Below are 23,001 nucleotides of genomic sequence, written 5' to 3' on the forward strand. Positions count from 1 at the left end.
CATAATAAATAATTAAACCTGCTTATATTTACTTTATAAATAGGCTCTGACTACCACGATCTGAATCTTCTTGCTATTTTAGATAAATTGCAGAAAACTGCACACTTTTCAAAATTTCAGTTTTTTCTGCTGATTTCTGGTAATTTAAACAATAAAAGCTAAATAAACATTTTATCTATGTGGAAAAATATGAAAGCTAAAAGTAAATATCTTAAAATATTATTCTCTGCGCGTTGGTGGATGCAGATGTTGCTGAAGGTTGGAAATCTCTGCAAGAGGCTAATTTATTTCTCTACTCAGCAACACCAAAAACCAAATCTGCATCATAGATTTATTAAAGTATTATTTTTGACAACTTTACTAACATATCTTTTGTTTGGACAAGTCGTATCTGCACAAACTCCAAATGTGACCGCATTAGTTGAACAAGGAATTAAAGACTATGATGCCGGAAATTTTCACAATGCGGTAAAACACTGGGAAAATGCATTAAATCAGTATAAAAATAATCCTTCAGCTACGGCGGTTGTAAATGAAAATTTGGCGCGTGCTTACCAACAAATAGGAGAAAATAAAGCAGCGATCGCATCCTTATTAGCAGCAATTCGTGACTATGGCGGTGTAGCAAATATCCAGCAAGTTGGACGTATGAAGTCAGAACTAGCCCAAGTTTACAGCAATTTGGGACAACCCCGCAAAGCGATCGCACTTTTATGTGGTCAACTAGCCGATAAAAGTCAAAAAATAGAATGCACTCTAGACAGTGCTACACAAATCGCCACCAAATACAACGACAAAATCGGTCAAGTTGCAGCATTGGGCCTTCTCGGTGAAGCATATCGCTTAATTGGCAATTATGACCAAGCAATTAAATATTTGCACGTAGCACAACAAGTTTATCCAGCTTATGACTTTTTGGTGTTAAATAGTTTGGGTAATGCTTACAAAAGTCGCGCTCAATTGCGAGAGTTACAAGCAGATTCGGCAAATAAAGCTGGTATTTATAGTAAAGAAAATGAATTTACTCAACAGTCTATAGAAGACTATAACCAAGCTCATCAATATTTTCAGAAAAGTGCAAAACTTGCCAGCGACCAAAAACAAACTTTAGCAGAGATGCGAGGATTGTTAAATTTAATTCAGTTGGGTTCCCAGACCAATAAGAACAAAGTTATTAACGATCAGGAGTTTAGCCAAACCGTTAACGATGCTTTGAAGGTTCTTGAACTCTTACCCGATTCAGCGACAAAAGTCTATGGGGCAATTGATTTAGCATACTTGCAATCAGATGCTAAAGGAACTTCACCTTTTACTTACTGTCCAAATAAATTTATTTTACCCAATGCAGATGTATTAAGCTTGCTACAAAATTCAGTATCAGCAAGTCAAAAATTACAAGATAATCGTCTACTTTCCTATTCTAACGGCGCTTTGGGTCATTTCTGGGAGTGCCAACCAAAGCAAGAAATAGAAGCATTAAAATATACTCAAACTGCAATAGTAGCAGCAGATAATAAGTTGAGTGCCAAAGATAGCTTGTATTTGTGGGAGTGGCAAGCAGGACGAATTTTAGATCGACAGAATCGAAAAGAAGAAGCGATCGCATCCTATCAACGAGCATTTGATACCCTCGAAGATATCCGCAGCGATATTTTAACCGCCGAACGAGATGTACAGTTTGACTTCCGCGATGTTGTGCAACCATTGTACCGTACCTTGGCACAGTCACGGCTCGATTTGCTAGGAGTTGGTGCAATCGCCGATGAACGACGCGCCAAGGAATTATCAGAAGTAGTTAAAACCATCGATGCTTTGAAACTAGCAGAATTACAGAATTATTTTGGTAATGATTGCATTTTAAGTGCCTTGAATCCCAAACAGGTGGGAGAACTCCTCAAGGATAATAGTGTAGCTTTTAAGAATACTGGGTTTTTGAGTTCCATAATTTTAGAAGGCAAAACTGGGATGTTATTGCAATTACCCAATCAGGCCACTAAATTTAAGTGGATTGAAGACCCCAATCAACAAGGTAAAATAGTTAGCAGCAACATCCTACAGCAAAAAATTGCCGAGTTTCGCACAGGATTAGTTAAAGGACAAGAAGAATTTAACTACGATACAACAACTGCGGCACAGCTTTATGATTGGATAATTCGCCCCTTTGCTGAGGATATCAAGCCGGAGAAAGTCAAAACCTTGGTGTTTATTCAGGATGGATTTTTGCGTAGTGTTCCAATGGCAGCACTTTACGACAGCCAACAACAGAAATATTTAGTCGAAACTTATGCAATTGCCACAACCCCCAGTTTACGACTTACCACACCCAAAGCCCGCAATCGCAGTACACAAAAAGCATTAATTTTGGGTTTAACTGAAAAAGCCACAATTGACGGGAAGACTTTTGATCAACTTCTTGCTGTTCCCAATGAAGTTAGCGCAGTTAAAAGTATATTTCCTAATCATACCGACCTCATTGATGAAAACTTTTCCCCTGAAAATTTTGAGAAAACACTTGACAAAACCACATATCCTATTGTTCACATAGCTAGCCATGCCCAATTTGGGATCATTCCTGAAGACACCTTCATTGTCACAGGCAAAAACCAAAAACTTACCATTAGTCAATTAGAAAACTCACTGCGAAACCTCACCAGCAAATCGGATAGCGTCGAATTACTCACATTGACTGCATGTGAAACCGCAGTTGGCGACGATCGGGCCACACTAGGATTAGCTGGAGTTGCATTGCAAGTTGGGGTTAAAAGTGCGATCGCATCTTTGTGGAGTGTCAGCGATCAATCAACATCCGAACTAGTCAAAACATTTTACAGCAACTATCGCAACGCTGGCATGAGTATTGCAGAAGCATTGCAACAAGCTCAAATTAGAATGATTCATGCTAAGAAATTATCATCTGAGGGGATGAATCCCAGCTATGACAATCCTGCGTATTGGGCACCAATGATTGCGATCGGTAATTGGCTTTGAAAGCCCAAATCGCCAACTCCTTTGAGGAGAAAGTTGGCGAATAGAAGATGCACTGCAACTATTCTAGATTTATTGCCAAATACTCGGAAAGTGAAACAAGAAGCGATCGCAAGTATAAGAGAAACACATTTATGAAACCATCTCAAACTCTAATTGATGGCTCTTAAAAAAATCATGAGTGAAATGATCCACCACATTTGTATCAGCTAATTCCAAATTATAAAAATCTACAGCTTCATGGTCAAAATGTGGCCCAGCGTGCCAAGTACCCTCATGTAGCTTGATAAAACAATTCCCCGGAATGCGGAAAGCAGCAATCTCTTCTAGTACTGGTTCATTCACATCATTATGAGGAGGACAAACAGCAATTAACCAATCCTTGCCTTCCAAAGAACCCAGACATTGAGTGCATTGTACATGGCGAGTAATTTTGTGAAACTTTCGCCCTCTCTTCTCCAACCGCATGATATAAAATCGTGGAATCCCGTTTTGCAGGTTTAACTGGGCATCTTCCACATCGTAACCTTTGCCATCAAGACTAGCAAAAATTACTTGTCCATAACGCCGAAAGTTTTCAGAACTCACCCATTGCGCTTGCAATTGTTGCACTGTCTTTGATGTGCCCATATCAAATCTTTGATAGAGATTGCTTAGGTTTATTTTCCCCCAAAATGACCAAATTTTATTGCTCTAAATTGTGGAAAAATAACCTCAGCTAGCTAAATAACTACGTACTTGTTCCTTTTGTCGTCGGAGGAGACTGAGAGCTTTTTGCTCAATCTGACGTACCCGTTCTCGACTAATACCCATGCGATCGCCAATCTGTGCTAAAGAAAGTTCATAGCCATCAGTCAGACCAAATCGCAGGGTTAATATTTCTCGCTGTTGCGGAGACAACTTTGCCAACAAGTCTTGTAAGTCTTGGTGGAGAGATTCTTCAACAGCATAGTCTTCAGGAGAAGGGCCGTCATCCTCTAGGATGTCCTGCAATTCTGTATCTTGTTGTTCACCAACTCGCGCCTCTAGCGAGAAAGGTTGACGAGCCAAGTATAAACACTCTCTAACTTGGCTAGGTGTCAAAGATAACGCATTAGCAATTTCAGCAGTAGTAGGAACGCGACCTAGCTGTTGAGATAATTCTCGCTGTACCCGTTTAATTTTGTTCAGTTTCTCAAAGACATGGATCGGTAAACGAATTGTCCGTCCTTGTTGAGCGATCGCTCGCGTAATTCCTTGACGAATCCACCAGTAAGCGTAGGTAGAAAACTTATAGCCAAGAGCAGGATCAAATTTATCCACCCCTCGCTCTAAACCCAAAGTACCTTCTTGAATTAGATCCATAAATTCCAAATTGCGGTGCTGGTATTTCTTAGCCACTGCTACCACTAACCGGAGATTAGCCTGAATCATTTTCTGCTTGGCTTGGTGGCCCTGACTTAACTGTAGTTCTAGCACCTCAGCACCTAACTCCACTCGATCTGCCCATTCTTGCAGTGTGGGTTCATGGTCTAATTTCACAGCTAATTCTTCTTTAGCAGCTAGTAAATTCATCATCAGCTGCACTTGTTGGGCAAAAATAACCTCTTGTTCGCGAGTCAACAAATCTACACGCCCGATCTCTTGCAGATAACTACGCACAATATCATCTGTAGCTCGAGGTTTTTTATCTGCGGCTAAACTTTTTTTCTTCGTTTTTTGAACTTCGGTAGGTGGAGATGTTAAGTTGCTCATGGTTATTTGCTCCTCTGTAACCTCATCAATTTAGTGGTATCAAGTCTAGATATTCAGACCCACAACCATTTCACACTGCTAATCAATCAATTGGCAATACTGATGAATTCTGGTCTATGATACATTACAAGTCAATTGTTGGAGATAATAAACCCAAAATCAACCCACCCCATAATACTAACATTATCACCAGTCACAAATCAATTACCCTAAAGTATTATCACTATATCCTTTGAAATAATCTTACTATTTTATTCTGAAAAATTGCATATTTTCAAACACAATTATGTCTACTTAAATTATCCAATGGAGTTAACGGAAAAATGAAACCTTGACCGAGCAACGATTTCATCGCCACAAGATAAATCACTAACAGTAAATAACAACATGATTTTGAATTATTAAATCACAAAGGTTTTAAAATTCTCATAGTCTGGATATACATCTATGTAATTGCCATTAAGTGAAAATAATTAAATATAAAATATTCTTTTTTTAGTTCTATTTTTTATTAGATAATAAAACCATCTTAAGCCGAGTACATAGCAGCCAATTTTGAAATATAAACGAATGCACTTCTCCTGCTCAAAAACAGCTTCCTTTAGGAGTCCGGTTCAATACTTATAATTAGGGATTTAGGATGACGAAGACGCAGGTATTTGTGACAATTGTACTTGTGTCATACTGCACGCAGACATCTGCATTGAATGCGGTATCATCAATTTGATTGCTCTTGGAAACATTTTTGGGAATAAAAGTAGTAACAGTGGTAACACTAGCACCAAGGATAGTACTTGGCAAGACAGTAGCACCTGCGATCGCTACTAATATCTTATGGAAACGAAAAGATTTACGTTTAGAGGTGGGTAGTTGATTCTTGCATAACATACTTACAACAAGATTCTCCACTTATCCAATCAGTCGGAAATCATCCAAGACTCTTAAGGAGACAACATCTTGAAGCTTTCTCACCTCATTGACACAATTACATATTCATCAATCAAGATAGATGATTGACTTGTCGCAAAGATTTTCAGGAAAATAATACTAGGTTGCAATTTTAACCACACTCTTCAAGCATCACTTAGTAGATATTGGTTAAGAAAAGTATTGACTTCATTGGCGCATAACCCGACATAGACTGTCTTACCTGCCTTTTTGAGAATGTCTAATCCTTGACCATTATTGCGGGGGTCTGGATCAAGTATAGATACATATATTTCATGTATACGACAATCTTCTGCGATCGCTAAAGCACATGCAGGTGTGCGTCCATGAAAAGAACAAGGTTCAAGGGTTACATACATTTTCAAAAACTTGAAAGCTTTGCCTTGAATCTGTTTAAGTGCGTCAGCCTCAGCATGGTGTTTTCCTGGTGCTTGCGTGTACCCTTGAGCTACTATCTCTTGGGTCTCTACGATTACACAACCTACTGGTGGGTTTGGCAAACATTCCGGCAAAGCTTTTTTGCTTTGAGCTAAAGCAGCCAACATAAATATATCATCCATGTTTGAGCGTAAATTATTTAGATAAATTACACTACCAAAAATTAGTTATCTCTGGCCCAAAAAATCCCCTATATCAAAATTTAGTAACTGTCACACTAATACCAGAATCGAGTTTAGGAACCTTAAAATACTCAATTGGTTCAGTAGTTTGAGAACTTTGGGTATTTGTTGGCTTCTGACATTCCTTAAAGAAAGCGTCTGGATTATTGATGAACTCAAGCGGACTCATCTTTTGGCATCCTCGCTCCTGCACTAGCGAAACTGATTCAGCAGTTTGTTTGGGATTATTGGTCTGTCCTGTAAAATTACTCCATGTAGTGGTAATCGTCGCTGGTTCCGTCAATAAAACTCCAGCCTGATTGCGATCGTGAAACGGCTCCTCTGGAGCATCAGCATCAACTGTTACAATGGGAATATTCTCTTGGTTAGCATAGACACTCTGAGGTAGGAAGAGTGTGCTAATTACAACCACTAAGGTGATAAAAGAGGATTTCATAATTCAATCTCTTAATGTTCAGTCTAATAATTACAATTCGCTAGACACAAACACCCAAAAATAGCAGTCTAGTTTGAGTACTTCAGATTAACACAGGTACTATGGAGTATGGCTAAACTTCATTAAAAATATAGTGGAGTCTAAGTGTACATAGACTTTTATCCAGAAGAGGGTAGTTAAACAATCCATCCTCCCTCTAACACATCTGAATTTGACACTACCCTGTTATCTATTTCTCGTTGTAACTGTACTAATTAATATTTCGTTACCCGTATTACTAGCCGTTTATCTCTGAAGCGTGTTACCATACAGTTACACAGATAAGACAAAATCTAAACTGTTACATAAATCTTGGAAGGGGCATTTTGCATCCATAGCAGAATATAACCAAGGTGATTGCAAGTTTACAGGTAAACCTAAAATATTGGGATATAAACCCAAGGATGGAACTGTGTTGTAATTTTCACACCTCAAGCCACATCAAAAAACCTTCATTACTCTGGGCAAATTGAACTGAGTACGACTTATTACAACTTCAATACTCAACTCACATAATCTTAGTATTGCCAATCCTGGATAATTACCAAAATTACTGTTATTCAAAGTAAGAATTAATTGTTGCTGAAAACTTTTAAAAAGCTTACGTAAATATCCATACAATCTTTCCAATCGTCTTTTTTCACTACGAAAAGCCTACCTCTGAAGTCCTTACATTGCTTGTAGGCTGGCAAAATTTTATATTCCTTACCCTTAAGGTATTAATTCCTCTCATCTTTTCAAAATTAGCTAATATGCAGGGAATATACTGGCATATTATATGAATTTTTTGTAAAGTTCTTCAATTAAGTGTTCTTACATAATATGATATTGAATGTTAGATTACTAATCAATAATTACATCAGTATCAAAACAAAAGTGAGTGAACCAAACAAAAGAACACTGGTTAAATAAATTACGAAGAAAATTATAAATTATCCTGTTGTTTCTATCAGGATAGTATAAATCCCTGTAAGTTACAATCGCTACTTGTTAAGCTATCTAATATATATGCATCAAACAGGTTGTGCGTAGTTTATTGAATATATTCCGTAAAAAAGTATATCCGACAATACTTTGGTTTTAAAACAATTAAACATTAACAAAATCATCAATATGATACAGCTAACATTAGCAACACGAAGTAATCTATAGTACTGTTGCGCTGAAATACCGAGGAAAATCTACTACAAATACAAATAGTCATTATTTTAAAACTTTTTTATTATGACGATGGAATCTTTACCACAGTTTGAAGAAGTAAATATTCAGAAATACTTAGAAGTTATTCAACGGCGTTGGCTACCTCTAGTCGGAATTTTTAGCATAGCTGTTACCTTTGGATGCTTGTATGCCTTTTCACTAAAACCCTCATACAAGGCAGAAGGAAGTTTGATGATTAAAACAAATCGATCTTCCTCACTCACTGGTTTACCGGACGACATAGGACGCTTGGAAGCTTTGAATATAAACGACAATCCCCTGGAAACCCAGGTGAGAGTTATTGGCTCAAATCCAGTTATTGACAGAACAATTAATACCCTCAACCTTAAAGATAAGAAAGGCAAAATGCTGTCGATTCGCGACTTAGCGGCCCAACTAAAAATAGAAGGAATTAAAGGTACTGATGTTGTACAAATTTCTTATAAAAACAACGATCCTGAACTGGCTGCCAAAATCGTCAATGAAGTTATCAAAAGTTATATCGATTTAAATATCCAGGCTAATCAGGATGAAGCACGGACAGCCAAAGGGGTTCTTGTAACAGAAGTACCCAAAGCTGAGGAAGTCGTCAGAAGAGCTGAATCAAAACTGCGGGTATTTAAAGAACAAAATAAAGTTGTTGTCCTCCAACAAGAAGCAACCGCAGCAGTCGACACAATTTCTAAGCTAGGAAATCAAATTTCTCAAGCTCAAGCTCAACTAGATGATGTCAAAGGTCGTTTACAACAGTTAGGCAGTGAAGCTCAGTTAGATTCACGTCAAGGTGTAATCGCATCTGACTTGAGTCAAGCGCCTGGGGTTCAAAAAGTGCTTATCCAACTCCAAGAAACGGAAAGTCAACTAGCAATAGAGCGGACTCGTTTTTCACCTGAACACCCTACAATTACTAGCTTAGAAGAAAAAGTCGTAGCTCTTAAGAACTTGTTGAAAGAGCGGACAGGACAAGTCGCTGGGACAGCCCAGATAACAGAGGGAAGTTTACAGCTTGGGCAACTGCGCCAAAGCTTAATTGCAGATATTACTCGCGCTCAAGCAGAACGCGTTGGTCTAGAAAGACAAATTGCCACCCTCTTGCGACAGCAAGATGCTTACATCAAACGAGCAAATAATTTGCCAAGACTAGAACAGACTCAACGAGAGCTAGAACGGAAACTGCAAGCAGCTCAAACGACTTACGAAACCCTCTTAAAGAAACGCCAAGAAATTGATATTGCACAGAACCAAAAGATTCCTAATGCTCGTGTCATTTCTCTAGCTTTAGTCCCCGATAAAGCAGAAGGGCCTCGCAAAATCCTGTTTATTGTTGGTGGAGGAGCAGTTGGTCTTTTCTTGGGTATCATTGTCGCCTTTAGTTTAGACTTGATAGACCGCTCAGTGAAGACAGTTAAAGAGGCTAAAGAAGTCTTGAAATACACTGTTTTAGGAGTAATTCCTACACAGAGCAAAAATCCTAAAACTCATTCTTCCATAGCAGGAATTGATAGACCTATTCCCAAAATTATTGGCAGAGATATTCCTTATTTCCCTCTTGGTAACGCCTACCAAATACTCCAAGTAAACTTGAAGTTCCTCTGTTCTGATAAACCGCTCAAAAGCGTTGTAATCACCAGTTCTGTTGGTAAAGAAGGAAAGTCTGATGTATCTGCAAATTTAGCTGTGACAATGGCTCAAGCGGGTCGTCGAGTTTTACTCGTGGATGCAGATATGCGTAATCCCATACAGCATCATGTCTGGGGTCTAAACAATACAGTTGGATTAAGTAATGTCATTGTTGGTCAAGTTTCTTTAGATGCAGTTGTTCAAGAAGTGATGCCTAATCTAGAAGTTCTTACTTCTGGAGTTTTGCCTCCCAATCCAGTAGCACTGCTAGATTCTCAACGGATGGCAACATTGATAAGTAACTTTAGTAGAGATTACGATTTAGTTATTTTTGATACGCCACCTCTTTCAGGAATAGCAGATGCTGCTGTTTTAAGCACCCTCACTGACGGTATCCTATTAGTCGTCCGCCCTGGAGTAGTTGATTTGAACAGTGCCAATGCAGCTAAAGAATTTTTAAATCAGTCAGGTCAGAAGGTGTTAGGGATAGTCATTAATGGTGTGAATATTAAAAATGAGTCTAATAATTATTTGCCTGAAAGCAAAAAAAGACAAATTAAAGAAGATTTAGTATCTAGCAGTTTAACCAAATTTACCAAAGAGCATTAATCGTATAAATATCACTACCAGTATCTTAATTTATTTTTTTTGCATTTGGGAAGCATTTCTATATGGATAAACACAAAATCAAAACATCTTGTTTAATTAATAACTACAATTATGCTGAATTTGTTTCAGACGCAATTGATAGTGCTTTAAATCAAACGGTTAAATTTGATGAGATTATTGTTGTTGATGACGCATCAACAGATAATTCTGCGGAACTCCTTGCTAGATTTACTCAAAGAGAGAATGTTAAATGTATCTTCAAAGAAAAAAATCAAGGACAATTATCATCCTTTAACGAAGGTTTTTTAGCTGCGACTGGAGAGATTATATTTTTTTTAGATGCCGATGATATTTATGAACCTCAATATTTAGAAACTGCCCTAAATTTTTATAAGAGACGTAGTGAATGTGACTTCCTATTTTGTGCATATAAAAAATTTGGGGCAGAAGAAGGAATATTTCAAGCTGATGCAGTTGATTTAGATTTGGGTTATTCAGTAATCCGAACTTTATGCAATGGTGAATGGATTGGCTCCATAACTTCAACATTGTCAATACGTCGAGAAATAATTAGAAAATTTTTACCTATTCCAAAGACAGAAGATTGGCGTGTAAGGGCTGATGACTGCCTGGTATGGGGAGCCTCTTTGGTAGGGGCTAAAAAGTTTTATATGTCTAATCCTTTAGTGATGTATAGAATACATCAGAATAATCAGTATCATAATAAGAGCTTTTTAGATATAGACAAAAACTATGAATATAAAAGATTTTGGAAACGCAATTCTTTATTTAATTACATCATTAAAAAAAATAATTTTAGCCTACCATTATTATTGGCTTTCACCTCTCTTGATGAGCTAAAAACAATACCATGCCCAAACCTTCAAGATTTTATTTCATATTTGAAAATAGTATTTTTGTTTGAGCCTAATTTTTATTGGAAAATTAAGGGCATGATTTTGTTATTTAACTACTTTTTAAAAATTTTGATGGCTGGGAAATTAAAAAATAGTAGGTAATTAATGATTATGTAAAATACTAATCTAACTCAATCTATTTGGTGAATTTAGCAAGCTAGTAAAATTTGCATATTTTGATAAAGAGTGTCACATGGTTAAACAAAGTAATGCTAAGTAAATTAAGACTTAAAAGCTTATCACAATTAAAATCTCGTTCTAGGTTACGTGCAATTATTGCTAATACAGGTTGGTTGTTTGCTGACCGCATTCTCCGTATGGGTGCAAGTTTGGTGGTAGGAGTATGGGTAGCACGCTATTTAGGGGTACAGCAGTATGGTCTATTTAACTATGTTTTAGCCTTTGTTAGCTTATTTAGTCCGATTTTTACTCTTGGACTAGACGATGTAGTAGTTCGCCATATTGTCCGTCAATCATCAAACAAAGAGGAAATTTTAGGAACCACTTTTTGGCTAAAGTTGCTCGGTGGAATTGCCTCTGTCTTATTGGCGGTTGGCAGTATGTTCTTCTTAGGTGAGCATGAAACACTGAAGATATGGCTAGTTGCAATTTTAGGAATGGCAGGGATTTTTAGGGCGGCTGATACTATTGAATTGTGGTTTCAATCACAGGTGCAGTCAAAATACAGTGTAATCGCTAAAAATATAGCTTTTCTGCTAAATACTCTCATCAAAATAGCACTAATTTTAACAAAAGCACCATTGTTAGCCTTTGCCTGGGTAACATTAGCAGAATTTGCAATGAGTGCAATTGGCTTGCTGATTGTTTACCAAGCCAGAGGTACCTCAGTGTGGTTATGGCGTTGGAACTTTACTGCTGCAAAAATTCTTTTGAAAGAGAGCTTACCTCTGATTTTTTCGGGGTTCGCCATCATGATTTTTATGAGAATCGATCAGGTAATGCTAGGTCAAATGATTGGAGATAAGGAGGTTGGAATTTATTCTGCTGCGGTTCGTGTTTCTGAAATTTGGTATTTTATCCCGGCGGCTATTGTCTCTTCGGTTGGTCCATCAATTTACGCAGCTAAGGAAAAATCAGAAAGTCTTTATTATCAGCGAATAGGACAATTACTTCGTCTCCTCACATATATATCTTTTGCAATTGCTCTGCCAATGACATTTCTATCTGACAAAATAATTATGGTGATGTTTGGAAGTGGGTATGCACAAGCAGGACCAATATTAGCAGTTCATATTTGGACTTCTTTGTTTGTATTTATGGGTCTTGCAACATCACCGTGGTTTATTGCTGAAAGTTTGAATCATGTTTCTTTAGGTAAAACTTTATTTGGGGCAATATTGAATATTATTCTTAACTTATTGTTTATTCCTAAATATGCAGGTTTTGGTGCTGCGATCGCAACAATAATATCTCAAGCTTCTGCTGCTTTTCTATGCAATGGGTTTGATAAAAGAACACAAAAAATATTCAAAATTCAGATGCGATCGCTACTTCCTTTTTATAAATTCTAATCGTTATTTATCTTTAGACTTTACTTATTAATTCATATTAGCAAAATTAATCCTATATGCAAACACCAATAACTTTAATTATTTTTAATCGCCCACAAAAAACAGAGAAAGTTTTTGAAGCTATTCGCCAAGCCAAGCCAAAAAAGCTTTTTGTCATTGCAGATGGTCCCCGTAGCAACCGCGAAGGTGAGGCAGAAAAGTGTGAAGAAACGAGGGCAATTATTGAGAGAGTTGATTGGGAATGTGAAGTTATTAAGAATTATGCTGATATCAACTTAGGTTGTGCGAAACGAGTATCTAGTGGTTTAGATTGGGTATTTAATAATATTGAAGAAACAATTATTTTAGAAGATGATTGTATCCCTCACCAGACTTTTTTCAGATTTAGCGAAGAACTACTGGAAAAATATAGATATGATACTAGAATCGGCACTATATCTGCCCAAAATGTTCAATTTGGACGAAAACGCACAAATTACAGTTACTACTTTTCTCGTTATAACCACTGTTGGGGTTGGGCAAGTTGGAGACGTGCTTGGCAACATTATGATTTGACTATGAAACTCTGGAAAGAGGTGCAAGCAGAAAACCTTTTACATGACATTCTTATAGATACAAAAGCAGTAAATTATTGGCGACGAATATTTCAGTCTATTTATAACAATCCTACAGGTATAACTTGGGATTATCAATGGACATTTGCTTGCTGGATGCAAGGTAGCTTAAGCATTATTCCCAATGTCAATTTAATTTCTAATGTTGGTGTTGGTGCAGACGCAACTCATTTCAATTCCAAGCAAGAATTTTCTTTCATTAATATGTCAATGGAAGCAATAGAGTTTCCCTTAAAGCATCCACCGTTTATTGTTAGGAATATAGAGGCAGATATTTTTACGCAGAAAACAGTCTATAAAGCAACTGCATTGGATATTTTTAAAGAAGAATTGAAGAAAAAATTAAATTATTCAACAGTCAAAAAATAGTAACCCATCTAGTAAATTAATAGACAGATTAAATGTCAGAAATTAAGGTAAAATTAACAGAAAAAATACTAACTGTCTTACTATTACTCATTACTGTAGGGGCATTGACCATACACCCTGCACAAGAAATTTCTATATCTACCCTTGGAGGCGATAAGCTAGATACTATATTCAATATAGTTTCATATTTAATTCTGTTTTATTTCCTACTTTTATACTGGAAAGGTTTTCTTTATGTAATTACTAAAAGTCCATTACAGTTTCTTTTGATAACAATAGTTATATTTTCTCTTTTATGGTCAGGAGACTTAAGTTCTAGTCTTACTTATATGAGAGGTTTAATCCGACTATATTTTCTGGCAATCTATTTGGCAATGCGTTATTCTCTCCGCGAACAAATGAGATTAATCGCTTGGGCGCTTGGTACATCTGCATTATTATCTATGATATTTTCTGCATTGATACCAGGTTATATTCACCAATCACCTGAATTAATAGGTATGTGGAGTGGAATCTATGGTCATAAAAATGAATTAGGATACATGATGGCTTGGAGCGTAGGAGTTTTTCTACACCTTGCTCTTAGTAGCAATCGATATCGCTGGTTGATGTGGGGAATATGTGGGATATCTATATGTCTAATTATTCTCTCACGTTCCACAACATCTTTGACGATTATATTAACAATGATATTACTTTTACCTGTCTATAAATCATTTCAAAAAACTAATTATAAATTACAAGTTATTCTAATTACTTCGACTTTAATGTTACTAATTATCGGTTTAATATTACTTATCAATAATATCGATACTGTAGTTGGTACTTCCGGCAAAGACCTTACCTTTAATGGACGTTCCGATCTCTGGGAGCTAGTGATGTCCAAGATTTGGGAAAGACCCTGGCTAGGTTATGGATTTTCTGGATTTTGGACTAGTACTTCTGCATCTAATTTAAGAGCTACTTATGATTGGGCAAGTAATGCTCATAATGGCTTTTTAGAACTATTGTTAGAATTAGGATTTTTAGGGTTTTTGATTTTTGCAGCAGGCTTTTTTCGGTTCTTTGCAATGGCATTAACTCGAATTATTTCTGTTGCTAAAAAGCCGGAAGATTATTGGCCAATGCAGATGCTAATTATCATTGTAATAGTCAATTTTTCAGAAGCAAGATTATTAACTCCTAGTTGGAATTGGTTAATGTATGTCACTACGTCGCTATCTTTGACTCTTGAATATGAACGAAATCATAAAAATGTTTTAGTTAATAATTACGAAATTAAAAAAAATGAAAGTTTTACATCTTAATACTCACGATATTGGTGGAGGTGCTGCAAGGGCTGCCTATCGTTTGCACACAGGTTTGCAAGATATAGGACTACAGTCAAAAATGCTAGTTCAGGAAAAATCTAGTAATGATAAAACAGTAATTGCTCCTAAAATTAGACTGTTTCAAGGCATCGCCAAAGCCAAATTGACATTTGAAAGCCTACCATTAAAGCTTTATACTCAAAAGAAAAATACTCCATTTTTTATTCAATGGTTGCCAGATAGAGTTATTTCTAAAGTTGCTCAGATTAATCCAGATATAATCAATTTGCATTGGATTAGCGGAGCTTTTATGCAAATAGAAACGTTCTCTAAGCTAAAGCGCCCTCTAGTTTGGACTCTCCATGATGTGTGGGGGTTTACTGGAGGGTGCCACGTTATTGGAGAATGCGATCGCTACAAAGTATCCTGTGGAGCTTGCCCTCAACTCAACAGTATGAATGAGTGGGATTTATCGCGTTGGGTATGGCGGCGTAAAGTAAAAGCTTGGAAAAATATTAATTTAACTCTGGTTTCCCCAAGTTCTTGGTTAGCAGAGTGTGCTCGTTCCAGTTCTTTGTTCCAGAATTTGCGAATTGAGGTGATTCCTCACGGATTGGATACTCAAAAATATCGACCTATTAATCAATATTTTGCACGAGAAATACTGAAGTTACCTCAAGATAAGAAGCTGATTCTCTTTGGAGCCATAGAAGCAACAAGCGATCGAAATAAAGGATTTCATTTGTTGCAGCCAGCTCTACAAAAATTGAGTAAGGCCGGATGGAAGGATAACTTTGAAGTGGTTATTTTTGGGGCATCTCAACCGGAGAATCCACCCGATTTAGGCTTTAAAACATACTATTTAGGGCATTTATATGATGATTTATCTTTAGTAACTGTTTACTCGGCAGCTGATGTGATGCTTGTGCCATCTCTGCAAGAATCTTTTGGACAGACAGCTTCTGAATCACTTGCTTGCGGTACTCCAGTTGTTGCATTTAATTCTACTGGCTTAAAAGATATTGTCGATCATCAGCAAAATGGCTATTTAGCTAACCCTTATGAAGTTGACGATTTCGCCAAAGGAATTGCCTGGATACTTGAAAATGAGCAGAGGTTAGAAAAACTGTCATTCTATGCTCGCAAGAAAGCAGAACAAGAATTCACCATAGAACTTCAAGCACGTCGTTATTCAGCTTTATTTGAGGAAATATTGATGGTAGCCAAAAAATCTCCATTTAGTAACTAAATTTAGTAAATAAGTAAATACTTCATAATATGTCAATACCTATAGCTTTTATAATTTGTACAGAACCTGGGCGCTTAGAAGCTCAGTCTTTAATGCTTGCAGAAAGTATTCGTAAGTTCTGTGGAGAATTGAAAGATACACCTATATATAGTTTTCATCCTAGAGTAGGTGAGCCAATATCAAAGCAAACCCAAAAAGCATTTGAAGCGTTGCAGGTAAATCATCAACAAGTCCCTATTAATCAAGAATTCCATGAATATTATTTAGCAAATAAGCCCCTGGTATGTGCCTATGCAGAACAAAATATTGATGCAGAAATATTAGTTTTTCTAGACAGTGACAAATGCTTTTTTTCTGCACCAAAAGAGTTTTTGTTGCCTATTAATTGCAACGTTCGTTTACGTCCTGAGTATGGTCAAGGAATTGGTTCTACAGGTTTTCGAGACTCTCAAGAATGGTACTGGCAAAAATTATATGAAGTGCTGGGGGTAAAACATGAGCTATTTGTTGAAACACCAATTGGTAAAAAAAGGATTAGAGCTTACTGGAATTCTGGTTTGGTCGTTGTGAGAAGGAGTGCGGGTATATTTACAGCTTGGAAAGAGAATTTTGAAAAAGTCATGCGCCTTGATATCACTCCTCCCCAAGGTATTTATTTTGTTGAGCAGTCTGTTTTGTCTGTAACTTTATGTGCCTTGGAAGAAAACGTCGAGCATCTTCCTGCTAATTATAGTTATCCATTACCTTTGCATAACCGTTTATCAACAGAATTACAAATTAAACATTGGAATGATATTATATCAATTCATTATTTCAATTTATTTTTCTATAACGATTGGAATACACAAATAAAAAAATTGAAAAAACTTAACATCAATTCCGAAAAATATCTATGGTTGTGTCAAGAGGTTGTCAGACTAAAAATGCCTCGTGTATCAGTTTTGCACAGATATATGTTGGTAGTTAGAAGAATGGAACAAAAATTACGAAATTTTAATTTAGATATTAAGTTGAGTAGCTGGATAGAAAAAATGGCTAAACTTTAAACGTAATGGAAATAATTACGTTTAGCTTTATTATTTGTATTGCTCATTTCCATAGAAATTACGTGAGGTAAATAAGATGAAAAAAGCAAATATAGCTGTAGTTATGACCTGTCATAATAGGCGTAATACAACTCTTGCCTGTCTACATACTTTATATGAGCAAAAACATCATTGTGATGTTTATCTAACTGATGATGGTAGCTCTGACGGGACTGCACAAGCTATCAAAGCAGAATATCCAGACGTACACATTCTTCAGGGTAATGGTCATTTATTTTGGGTAGGAGGAATGCATCTTGCCTTTGATGAGGCGATAAAGAATCAATATGATTATTATCTATGGTTGAATGATGACACATTTCTAGAACCCAATGCTGTCAGCAAATTATTACAGATTCATCAAGATTTGACTGCACAAGGTTATCCAGACTCAATTGTAGTTGGTTCAACTAAAGACCCAATGACAGGAAAAGCAACCTATGGAGGAGCAGTAAAATCTAAAAAGTGGTATTCTAATAAATTTGAATTTTTAGAACCAAGTTTGGTTATTCAAAAATGCGATGCTATGTATGGTAACTGTGTGCTAATCCCTAAAACTGTTGCTGTAAAAGTTGGCAATATTGATACAGCTTTTATTCACAGTTTAGGAGATTTAGATTATGCCCTCAGAGCGCGTAAATTGGGTTGTCAAATATGGGTAGCTCCTGGATATATTGGTACTTGTACTAAAAACTCTATCCGTAACAGTTGGGTAGATACTAATTTAAGTATATTACAGCGCTTAAAAAAGGTGCTGCAAATTAAAGGATTTCCATTAAAACCCTGGACTATATTTTGTATCAGACACTCTGGGCCATTATGGATATTTTTCTGGTTTTTACCATATATAAGAGCAATTATTGGTTACAAAAATTTGGCAATTTCTCCTACATTTTCTGAAGATATTAACCAAACCAACTCACAAGTTTGATTCTGCTACTAGGATCATTAACTAATGATATTTGGATAATTCATAACCATCTAAATAAGTGAAAAAATGTAGTTTCAAAAATCAATTCTTTAAATATTAAAATCATCAATAGATTATGGGCAAACGTTTACTAATTATCTCAACGCTTGATTCTAGTCAACCATTTGGTGCATTTACTAGACCTTTTTATCTAGGACAATATCTAACTAAAGATTTTGATGTTTTTCAGCTAGGATTAGATTGTTCATCTGTTAAGTATGCACCTTCTATTTCGATTGGATCAAGAAGCCTGAAGTCATATATTCAAACTATAGAAGAATGTATCGATGAGTTTTGTCCAGATATCGTTTATGCTCAAGAAACTTTACCTGGATTAGCTGCTTTAATTTCACTTAAGCTTAGAAAACACAGAAATTTCTCTCTTGTCTTAGATTTTCATACATTTTCAGCGTATGAATACTGGATGCGCTTGTTTTCGGTTGCCAATCCTTTCAAAGAGTTTATACAATGTATTAAGACATATATTGCTCAGGGAATTCTGATATTTTCTGGTAGTCCAATTATTGCAGCAGGTGACTCAATTCCTAAACTAATTTCCCAGTGGTATGGTAAAGCTCCAGACCAGATTTATAGTATCGGAAATGGAGTTACTGAAGACTTATTAAATACTGAATCGTTTTTGAGCCAAGACCCTTATAAAGCATTTAGACCAGCGAAAATAGTGGTTCTTATTGCTCCTAAAACATTTCAGTTTCCAAGTAATGATATGTCTGTGTCAATGACTATTCAGGTTGCTAAAAATATTGAAAATCATCAGGAGAAAATACATTTTGTTGTTATAGGTAGGGATAGTAGTGATATTTCAGAACCAATACCTTCTAATATTTCTTTTTTGGGGTTTTTACCTAAAAGAGAGGATTTTGTTAAACATGTAAAATATGCAGATATTGCTTTGCTGCCATTCTCTAAGCAAGCAGTAGCAGGTGGCGCTCGGAATAAAGCGTTAGATTATTTCGCTAGTAGAAAGTTAGTTGTATCAACACCAGAAGGATTGCGAGGTTTAGAAGAATTCCGGCACTTAGAACATCTTTTAGTAACAGGATATTCTACTGAAGAAGTCGCTAATACAGTGCTAGATGCAGCTTCAAATTTTGAGAAATATCAATCACTTGTAGATACGGCATACACCTTAATTACAGAGAAATATTCTTGGAATGCAAGAGCGCAGAATATCGCACAAATTCTAATGGAAGTAAGTTGTTCTTAGTTAAATTTATTTATTTCAAAGAATATATCGACCTAAAAAATTTAAATTTAAGTTTTTTTAGTATTGAAAATTTGAAATATTTAAATATCGCTAGCAATTAATTTTTAAATACTTGCCTTTCTTCTGAAATAAACTCTCATAATTCTAAAAATAAAAATTCTTTAAGTCATGAAAAATCGATTTTCTTATAAATTTCTTGGTGTTAAACTTGATGCGCTCTCTATCCCAGAGTTAAATTTATTAATTGAAGAATCTATTGATAAAAACGAGAAATGGATTATTGCTAATCACAACTTGCATAGTCTTTATCTCTTTCATAACGATCCAAAAATGCAAGCGTTTTATGCCAAGGCTGAATATATCCATATTGATGGTATGCCTTTATTGTTTATTGGAAAGTTGTTAGGTTTTCCAATGAAACGAGAACAAAGAGTAACCTATGCTGACTGGGTATGGCCTCTGATGGCAGAAGCCGCTAGTAAAGACTGGCGTGTATTCTATTTAGGTTCAAAGCCAGGAGTAGCGGAACAAGGAGCAAGTATTTTGCGCAAGAAATTTCCTGGTTTACAGATTGCTTGCGCTCATGGTTATATTGATATGGATAAAGATAGTGAAGAAAATCTCGCGACTCTGGCTGCAATTAATGCTTACAAACCTCATGTATTAATGGTGGGGATGGGTATGCCACGCCAAGAGCATTGGATTTCGGAAAATCTGGAATATATTCATGCCAACACTATTTTGACTAGTGGAGCCTGTATGGACTATGTAGCAGGAGCAGTACCTACTCCTCCTCGCTGGATGGGAAGGGTTGGCTTGGAATGGTTGTATCGCTTGTTATCTGAACCGAAAAGACTTTGGAGACGTTACTTGCTTGAGCCTTGGTTTGTAGCTACATTATTTTTACGAGAAATTTGGAGTATGCCAAGCCAACAAAAAAAAAATAGAATGCTGCTATTTATCACTACAAGATTCCACAAGTTTGTAGCCTGATTGAGTTTCGCCAAGCCTCACCAGTACGTCACTCAATTTGTCACGAATTTATGAAATACTGTATTAAGGCTTAATCATTAATTACTTCAAGACACTTTATATCTCATCATCGTAAATGATGAATAATATCTCCACATACTTCGTTGAGAATAACATTTGAAAGTGCTATTTACGTCTGGGTGAAGTATTAAGTTGCTTGCTTAAAAGCCTGGGCAATAGCGTTGCGAGCAAGTTTAGGTTGCAGGTTTTCATCGAAGGGAAGTGGACGCAGGAATTTCCAGAGACTTGGATTGTTTCTAAAGGTTTTTCCTGGCATCCAGTCGGGATGACGTATCCAGGTATGACGGTCGGTAATTCCCCATGTAATTACAGTATCAACTCCAGCCGCAAAGCAGAGGTCAAGATATCGCTTGTAACTGTCGGCTACCATCTGGTCTAGCTTTTTGATTCTATCAGGCAGTGGGGCATCAATGATAATATCTAATTCTGTGATTATTGGTTTAACTTGAAGATCATTAAGCCGTTTTAAGACAGAATTAAATCCTTTTTGGTCAAAACCATAGGCAGTAGAAAACCATAGATGTGATTGGATACCTGCACCATCAATTTTAACGCCACTATTCTTCAGATATTCGACCATTTTTAAGAAACGATCTGATTTCCATGTAGCGCCTTCGATGCCGAAATCGTTGAGGTAAAATTTCTTGCTACTATCAACTGAAGCCGCAATTAAAAACAAATCTCGAATTAATTCTCGTTTTACCCCTTTACGCAAACCGTAGGTAGGATTATCAGTTTCATTTTCACTATCAGCGATAATTTCATTGGCAATATCCCAAGACTTTAAAACAGGGCTATTGCGATAATGCCCCATAACTCCTTTAACATGGCGTTCGAGCATTTTAAGAGTGGGGGGATAAGGTAGCCAGTCTGGTTTTCCCATGTGCCAGAAAAGGGTATGCCCATGCAATTGTATATTATGCTTTTGGCAGAAACCAGCGATCGCATCTGCTGACTCAAAAGTAAATTTTCCTGGCTGTGGTTCAGTGGCGTTCCATTTTAATTCACCATTTGGTGTCACTATCGAACATTCACGAGCAATTAGGTCAGCGTAACCCTTCTCTTGTAGCAAAAATTCACTAGAAACTGCTGCACCATAACGCTTTCCTTTGGCTGCTGCTAATTGTCGAAGGGGAGAATTGACATTTGCGCTTGCACTTAGATAATTTGCCGTAGCAGCATTTGTGGTACCATCTTCATTCTGCCTATCCTTTTGTAAAAACCCCATAGTCAATAAGGCAGAAAGGGTTGTGTATCCTGCTCTTTTTAAAAATTTTCTGCGATAAGGCATAAACGATATTTAATAAAAAGCACAATTATTATATTACAGAATAATTTTTTATACTTTTTAAAGTATCGCACTTACTCGACATCCTACCATAAACCGAAGTGCAAGGCTGATAGCCAAAGTCCATTCATGTAGACTGAAATCATCTAATAATAGCCCTCTTTAGAGAAATGTAATATCCCCTCTTAGAAGGCTCAGATGTGAGTAACGACAAGGCTTAAAAGGGAATCTGCAAAAGATTAAAACTTTAACTTATAAGCATATTGCGAGTGGTTTTGTTAAACTGGCGATCGCTTAGAAACTACGTTCTTGAATATAAGCTGCTCAAAACAAAATTTTATTCTATTGTCAATCCTCCAAAAGACATAACATATATTATTGATGCTTACTTAATTCTGATTAACCAACTCAAAAGCTTACTCATAGCCGTTTTCGCTCAACCACACTTAGTTAAGTCATAAAAATCTCATATTTGATAAATTAATATTAATATCATTAAAAAAATTGAGTATTAACAGCTTCTACAAATTCTGATTAGCAGACTTGTATTCTGAGCAAACATTTGAAACCACAGCTAAGGTAATTATTAATCAGTGATGCTATATTACCAATTGTTATTCCTAACTTGTGATTTTTGAGTTATCGACAGAGTTATGCTGTTATATAGTAATAATTAATTGGCATTTTTTCTTCTTATGCCCTGAAATATCCTTTTTTGCTATTTTTATTAAAGATAAATATCAAGTTTTTTCATACTACAATGAAAGACCAACGACTAGATCGGATTTTCAACAAACCTTCATTACCAGATAAATTTGAACATTTGGAACTGGATGATAATTTCTGCATCATAAATACATCAGAGCAAGTGCAAAGGTTTGCAGATAGTCCTGAAGAGGTGATCTGGGGAAAAGATATCCGGCTAAGTTTTCCTGAGTTTATCGGACTTGAAAAGATTTTGCAAGCTATTTTGCGAGGAGAGCAGCAACTATTTGATTTAGAAGCAATTGGACGACGTTCAAATAAGATATATATATATATATTCATATATATATTATCGGCAACCAGGATGAAAATAAATTTAGAAATAAATTAATTGTTTTTATTGAAGATGTTACCAATAATTTTATTTTAAAGCAAAATTTAGCGTAACAAACTTATGAAGAAAAACTGCGAATTGATTCTTTAAACGCAT

Annotated in this window: 18 protein-coding genes; 12 read left to right on the plus strand and 6 right to left on the minus strand. The window is 36.2% G+C overall.

Annotated features, from left to right (window positions below):
• The first annotated feature begins 348 nt into the window (after positions 1-348).
• On the plus strand, positions 349-2,988 hold the full coding sequence (locus IQ274_RS14640) for a CHAT domain-containing tetratricopeptide repeat protein (protein ID WP_322745236.1): 2,640 nt from the start codon (positions 349-351) through the stop codon (positions 2,986-2,988).
• 129 nt (positions 2,989-3,117) lie between these two features.
• Here IQ274_RS14640 and IQ274_RS14645 read toward each other — a convergent pair whose 3' ends face one another.
• The 5 genes from IQ274_RS14645 to IQ274_RS14665 all read right to left on the minus strand — a co-directional run bounded on the left by IQ274_RS14645 (position 3,118) and on the right by IQ274_RS14665 (position 6,723).
• Positions 3,118-3,615 carry an ureidoglycolate lyase gene (locus tag IQ274_RS14645; protein ID WP_163930840.1) on the minus strand — a complete coding sequence of 166 codons (498 nt, stop codon included), beginning with the start codon at positions 3,613-3,615 and terminating at the stop codon, positions 3,118-3,120.
• 84 nt (positions 3,616-3,699) lie between these two features.
• Positions 3,700-4,719 carry an RNA polymerase sigma factor, RpoD/SigA family gene (locus IQ274_RS14650; protein WP_012408212.1) on the minus strand — a complete coding sequence of 340 codons (1,020 nt, stop codon included), beginning with the start codon at positions 4,717-4,719 and terminating at the stop codon, positions 3,700-3,702.
• Positions 4,720-5,346: 627 nt separating this feature from the next.
• Complete coding sequence (locus tag IQ274_RS14655; protein ID WP_163930843.1) at positions 5,347-5,607, minus strand: DUF3172 domain-containing protein; 261 nt, start codon at positions 5,605-5,607, stop codon at positions 5,347-5,349.
• A gap of 185 nt (positions 5,608-5,792) precedes the next feature.
• On the minus strand, positions 5,793-6,227 hold the full coding sequence (locus IQ274_RS14660; RefSeq protein WP_194142681.1) for a bifunctional diaminohydroxyphosphoribosylaminopyrimidine deaminase/5-amino-6-(5-phosphoribosylamino)uracil reductase RibD: 435 nt from the start codon (positions 6,225-6,227) through the stop codon (positions 5,793-5,795).
• Positions 6,228-6,300: 73 nt separating this feature from the next.
• Complete coding sequence (locus IQ274_RS14665) at positions 6,301-6,723, minus strand: hypothetical protein (RefSeq protein WP_163930847.1); 423 nt, start codon at positions 6,721-6,723, stop codon at positions 6,301-6,303.
• Positions 6,724-7,986: 1,263 nt separating this feature from the next.
• Between IQ274_RS14665 and IQ274_RS14670 the strand changes: the two genes are divergently transcribed.
• The 10 genes from IQ274_RS14670 to IQ274_RS14715 all read left to right on the plus strand — a co-directional run bounded on the left by IQ274_RS14670 (position 7,987) and on the right by IQ274_RS14715 (position 20,458).
• Positions 7,987-10,191: a GumC family protein gene (locus tag IQ274_RS14670; RefSeq protein WP_163930849.1), complete on the plus strand. Its 2,205-nt coding sequence runs from the start codon at positions 7,987-7,989 to the stop codon at positions 10,189-10,191.
• A 62-nt stretch (positions 10,192-10,253) separates the two neighbouring features.
• Entirely contained in the window at positions 10,254-11,210 is a 957-nt protein-coding gene (locus tag IQ274_RS14675; protein WP_163930851.1) for a glycosyltransferase family 2 protein, read from the plus strand.
• A 107-nt stretch (positions 11,211-11,317) separates the two neighbouring features.
• Positions 11,318-12,640: a flippase gene (locus IQ274_RS14680; RefSeq protein WP_194142682.1), complete on the plus strand. Its 1,323-nt coding sequence runs from the start codon at positions 11,318-11,320 to the stop codon at positions 12,638-12,640.
• Between the two features lie 56 nt (positions 12,641-12,696).
• Complete coding sequence (locus IQ274_RS14685; protein WP_194142683.1) at positions 12,697-13,623, plus strand: glycosyltransferase family 2 protein; 927 nt, start codon at positions 12,697-12,699, stop codon at positions 13,621-13,623.
• Positions 13,624-13,655: 32 nt separating this feature from the next.
• The gene (locus IQ274_RS14690) at positions 13,656-14,930 is read left to right on the plus strand and encodes an O-antigen ligase family protein (protein ID WP_163930858.1); all 1,275 of its coding nucleotides are present in this window, start codon (positions 13,656-13,658) and stop codon (positions 14,928-14,930) included.
• Entirely contained in the window at positions 14,911-16,182 is a 1,272-nt protein-coding gene (locus IQ274_RS14695) for a glycosyltransferase family 4 protein (RefSeq protein WP_194142684.1), read from the plus strand. Before IQ274_RS14690 ends, IQ274_RS14695 begins: the two co-directional genes overlap by 20 nt.
• Before the next feature lie 29 nt (positions 16,183-16,211).
• Positions 16,212-17,228 (plus strand): hypothetical protein, encoded by a 1,017-nt coding sequence (locus tag IQ274_RS14700; RefSeq protein WP_194142685.1) that lies wholly within the window; start codon positions 16,212-16,214, stop codon positions 17,226-17,228.
• A 76-nt stretch (positions 17,229-17,304) separates the two neighbouring features.
• Complete coding sequence (locus IQ274_RS14705; RefSeq protein WP_194142686.1) at positions 17,305-18,198, plus strand: glycosyltransferase family 2 protein; 894 nt, start codon at positions 17,305-17,307, stop codon at positions 18,196-18,198.
• A 115-nt stretch (positions 18,199-18,313) separates the two neighbouring features.
• Positions 18,314-19,465 carry a glycosyltransferase family 4 protein gene (locus IQ274_RS14710; protein WP_194142687.1) on the plus strand — a complete coding sequence of 384 codons (1,152 nt, stop codon included), beginning with the start codon at positions 18,314-18,316 and terminating at the stop codon, positions 19,463-19,465.
• Positions 19,466-19,633: 168 nt separating this feature from the next.
• Positions 19,634-20,458, plus strand: coding sequence for a WecB/TagA/CpsF family glycosyltransferase (locus IQ274_RS14715; RefSeq protein WP_163930869.1), 825 nt, complete (start codon positions 19,634-19,636; stop codon positions 20,456-20,458).
• 187 nt (positions 20,459-20,645) lie between these two features.
• On the opposite strand, the gene IQ274_RS14720 is transcribed toward IQ274_RS14715, so the two are convergent.
• Positions 20,646-21,809: an endo-1,4-beta-xylanase gene (locus tag IQ274_RS14720; protein WP_194142688.1), complete on the minus strand. Its 1,164-nt coding sequence runs from the start codon at positions 21,807-21,809 to the stop codon at positions 20,646-20,648.
• A 757-nt stretch (positions 21,810-22,566) separates the two neighbouring features.
• On the opposite strand from IQ274_RS14720, the gene IQ274_RS36550 reads away from it, so the two are divergent.
• Entirely contained in the window at positions 22,567-22,902 is a 336-nt protein-coding gene (locus IQ274_RS36550; protein ID WP_228058197.1) for a hypothetical protein, read from the plus strand.
• The last annotated feature ends 99 nt before the right edge of the window (positions 22,903-23,001 follow it).

It is taken from the genome of Nostoc sp. LEGE 12447, assembly GCF_015206985.1.
In the GTDB taxonomy this organism is placed as follows: domain Bacteria; phylum Cyanobacteriota; class Cyanobacteriia; order Cyanobacteriales; family Nostocaceae; genus Nostoc.

What these genes read in the sequence shown, in the direction of transcription:
- IQ274_RS14645 (WP_163930840.1), bottom strand. Translation starts at nt 3,615, where the DNA reads ATGGGCACATCAAAGACAGTGCAACAATTGCAAGCGCAATGGGTGAGT.
- IQ274_RS14650 (WP_012408212.1), bottom strand. Translation starts at nt 4,719, where the DNA reads ATGAGCAACTTAACATCTCCACCTACCGAAGTTCAAAAAACGAAGAAA.
- IQ274_RS14655 (WP_163930843.1), bottom strand. Translation starts at nt 5,607, where the DNA reads ATGTTATGCAAGAATCAACTACCCACCTCTAAACGTAAATCTTTTCGT.
- IQ274_RS14660 (WP_194142681.1), bottom strand. Translation starts at nt 6,227, where the DNA reads ATGGATGATATATTTATGTTGGCTGCTTTAGCTCAAAGCAAAAAAGCT.
- IQ274_RS14665 (WP_163930847.1), bottom strand. Translation starts at nt 6,723, where the DNA reads ATGAAATCCTCTTTTATCACCTTAGTGGTTGTAATTAGCACACTCTTC.
- IQ274_RS14670 (WP_163930849.1), top strand. Translation starts at nt 7,987, where the DNA reads ATGACGATGGAATCTTTACCACAGTTTGAAGAAGTAAATATTCAGAAA.
- IQ274_RS14675 (WP_163930851.1), top strand. Translation starts at nt 10,254, where the DNA reads ATGGATAAACACAAAATCAAAACATCTTGTTTAATTAATAACTACAAT.
- IQ274_RS14680 (WP_194142682.1), top strand. Translation starts at nt 11,318, where the DNA reads ATGCTAAGTAAATTAAGACTTAAAAGCTTATCACAATTAAAATCTCGT.
- IQ274_RS14685 (WP_194142683.1), top strand. Translation starts at nt 12,697, where the DNA reads ATGCAAACACCAATAACTTTAATTATTTTTAATCGCCCACAAAAAACA.
- IQ274_RS14690 (WP_163930858.1), top strand. Translation starts at nt 13,656, where the DNA reads ATGTCAGAAATTAAGGTAAAATTAACAGAAAAAATACTAACTGTCTTA.
- IQ274_RS14695 (WP_194142684.1), top strand. Translation starts at nt 14,911, where the DNA reads ATGAAAGTTTTACATCTTAATACTCACGATATTGGTGGAGGTGCTGCA.
- IQ274_RS14700 (WP_194142685.1), top strand. Translation starts at nt 16,212, where the DNA reads ATGTCAATACCTATAGCTTTTATAATTTGTACAGAACCTGGGCGCTTA.
- IQ274_RS14705 (WP_194142686.1), top strand. Translation starts at nt 17,305, where the DNA reads ATGAAAAAAGCAAATATAGCTGTAGTTATGACCTGTCATAATAGGCGT.
- IQ274_RS14710 (WP_194142687.1), top strand. Translation starts at nt 18,314, where the DNA reads ATGGGCAAACGTTTACTAATTATCTCAACGCTTGATTCTAGTCAACCA.
- IQ274_RS14715 (WP_163930869.1), top strand. Translation starts at nt 19,634, where the DNA reads ATGAAAAATCGATTTTCTTATAAATTTCTTGGTGTTAAACTTGATGCG.
- IQ274_RS14720 (WP_194142688.1), bottom strand. Translation starts at nt 21,809, where the DNA reads ATGCCTTATCGCAGAAAATTTTTAAAAAGAGCAGGATACACAACCCTT.
- IQ274_RS36550 (WP_228058197.1), top strand. Translation starts at nt 22,567, where the DNA reads ATGAAAGACCAACGACTAGATCGGATTTTCAACAAACCTTCATTACCA.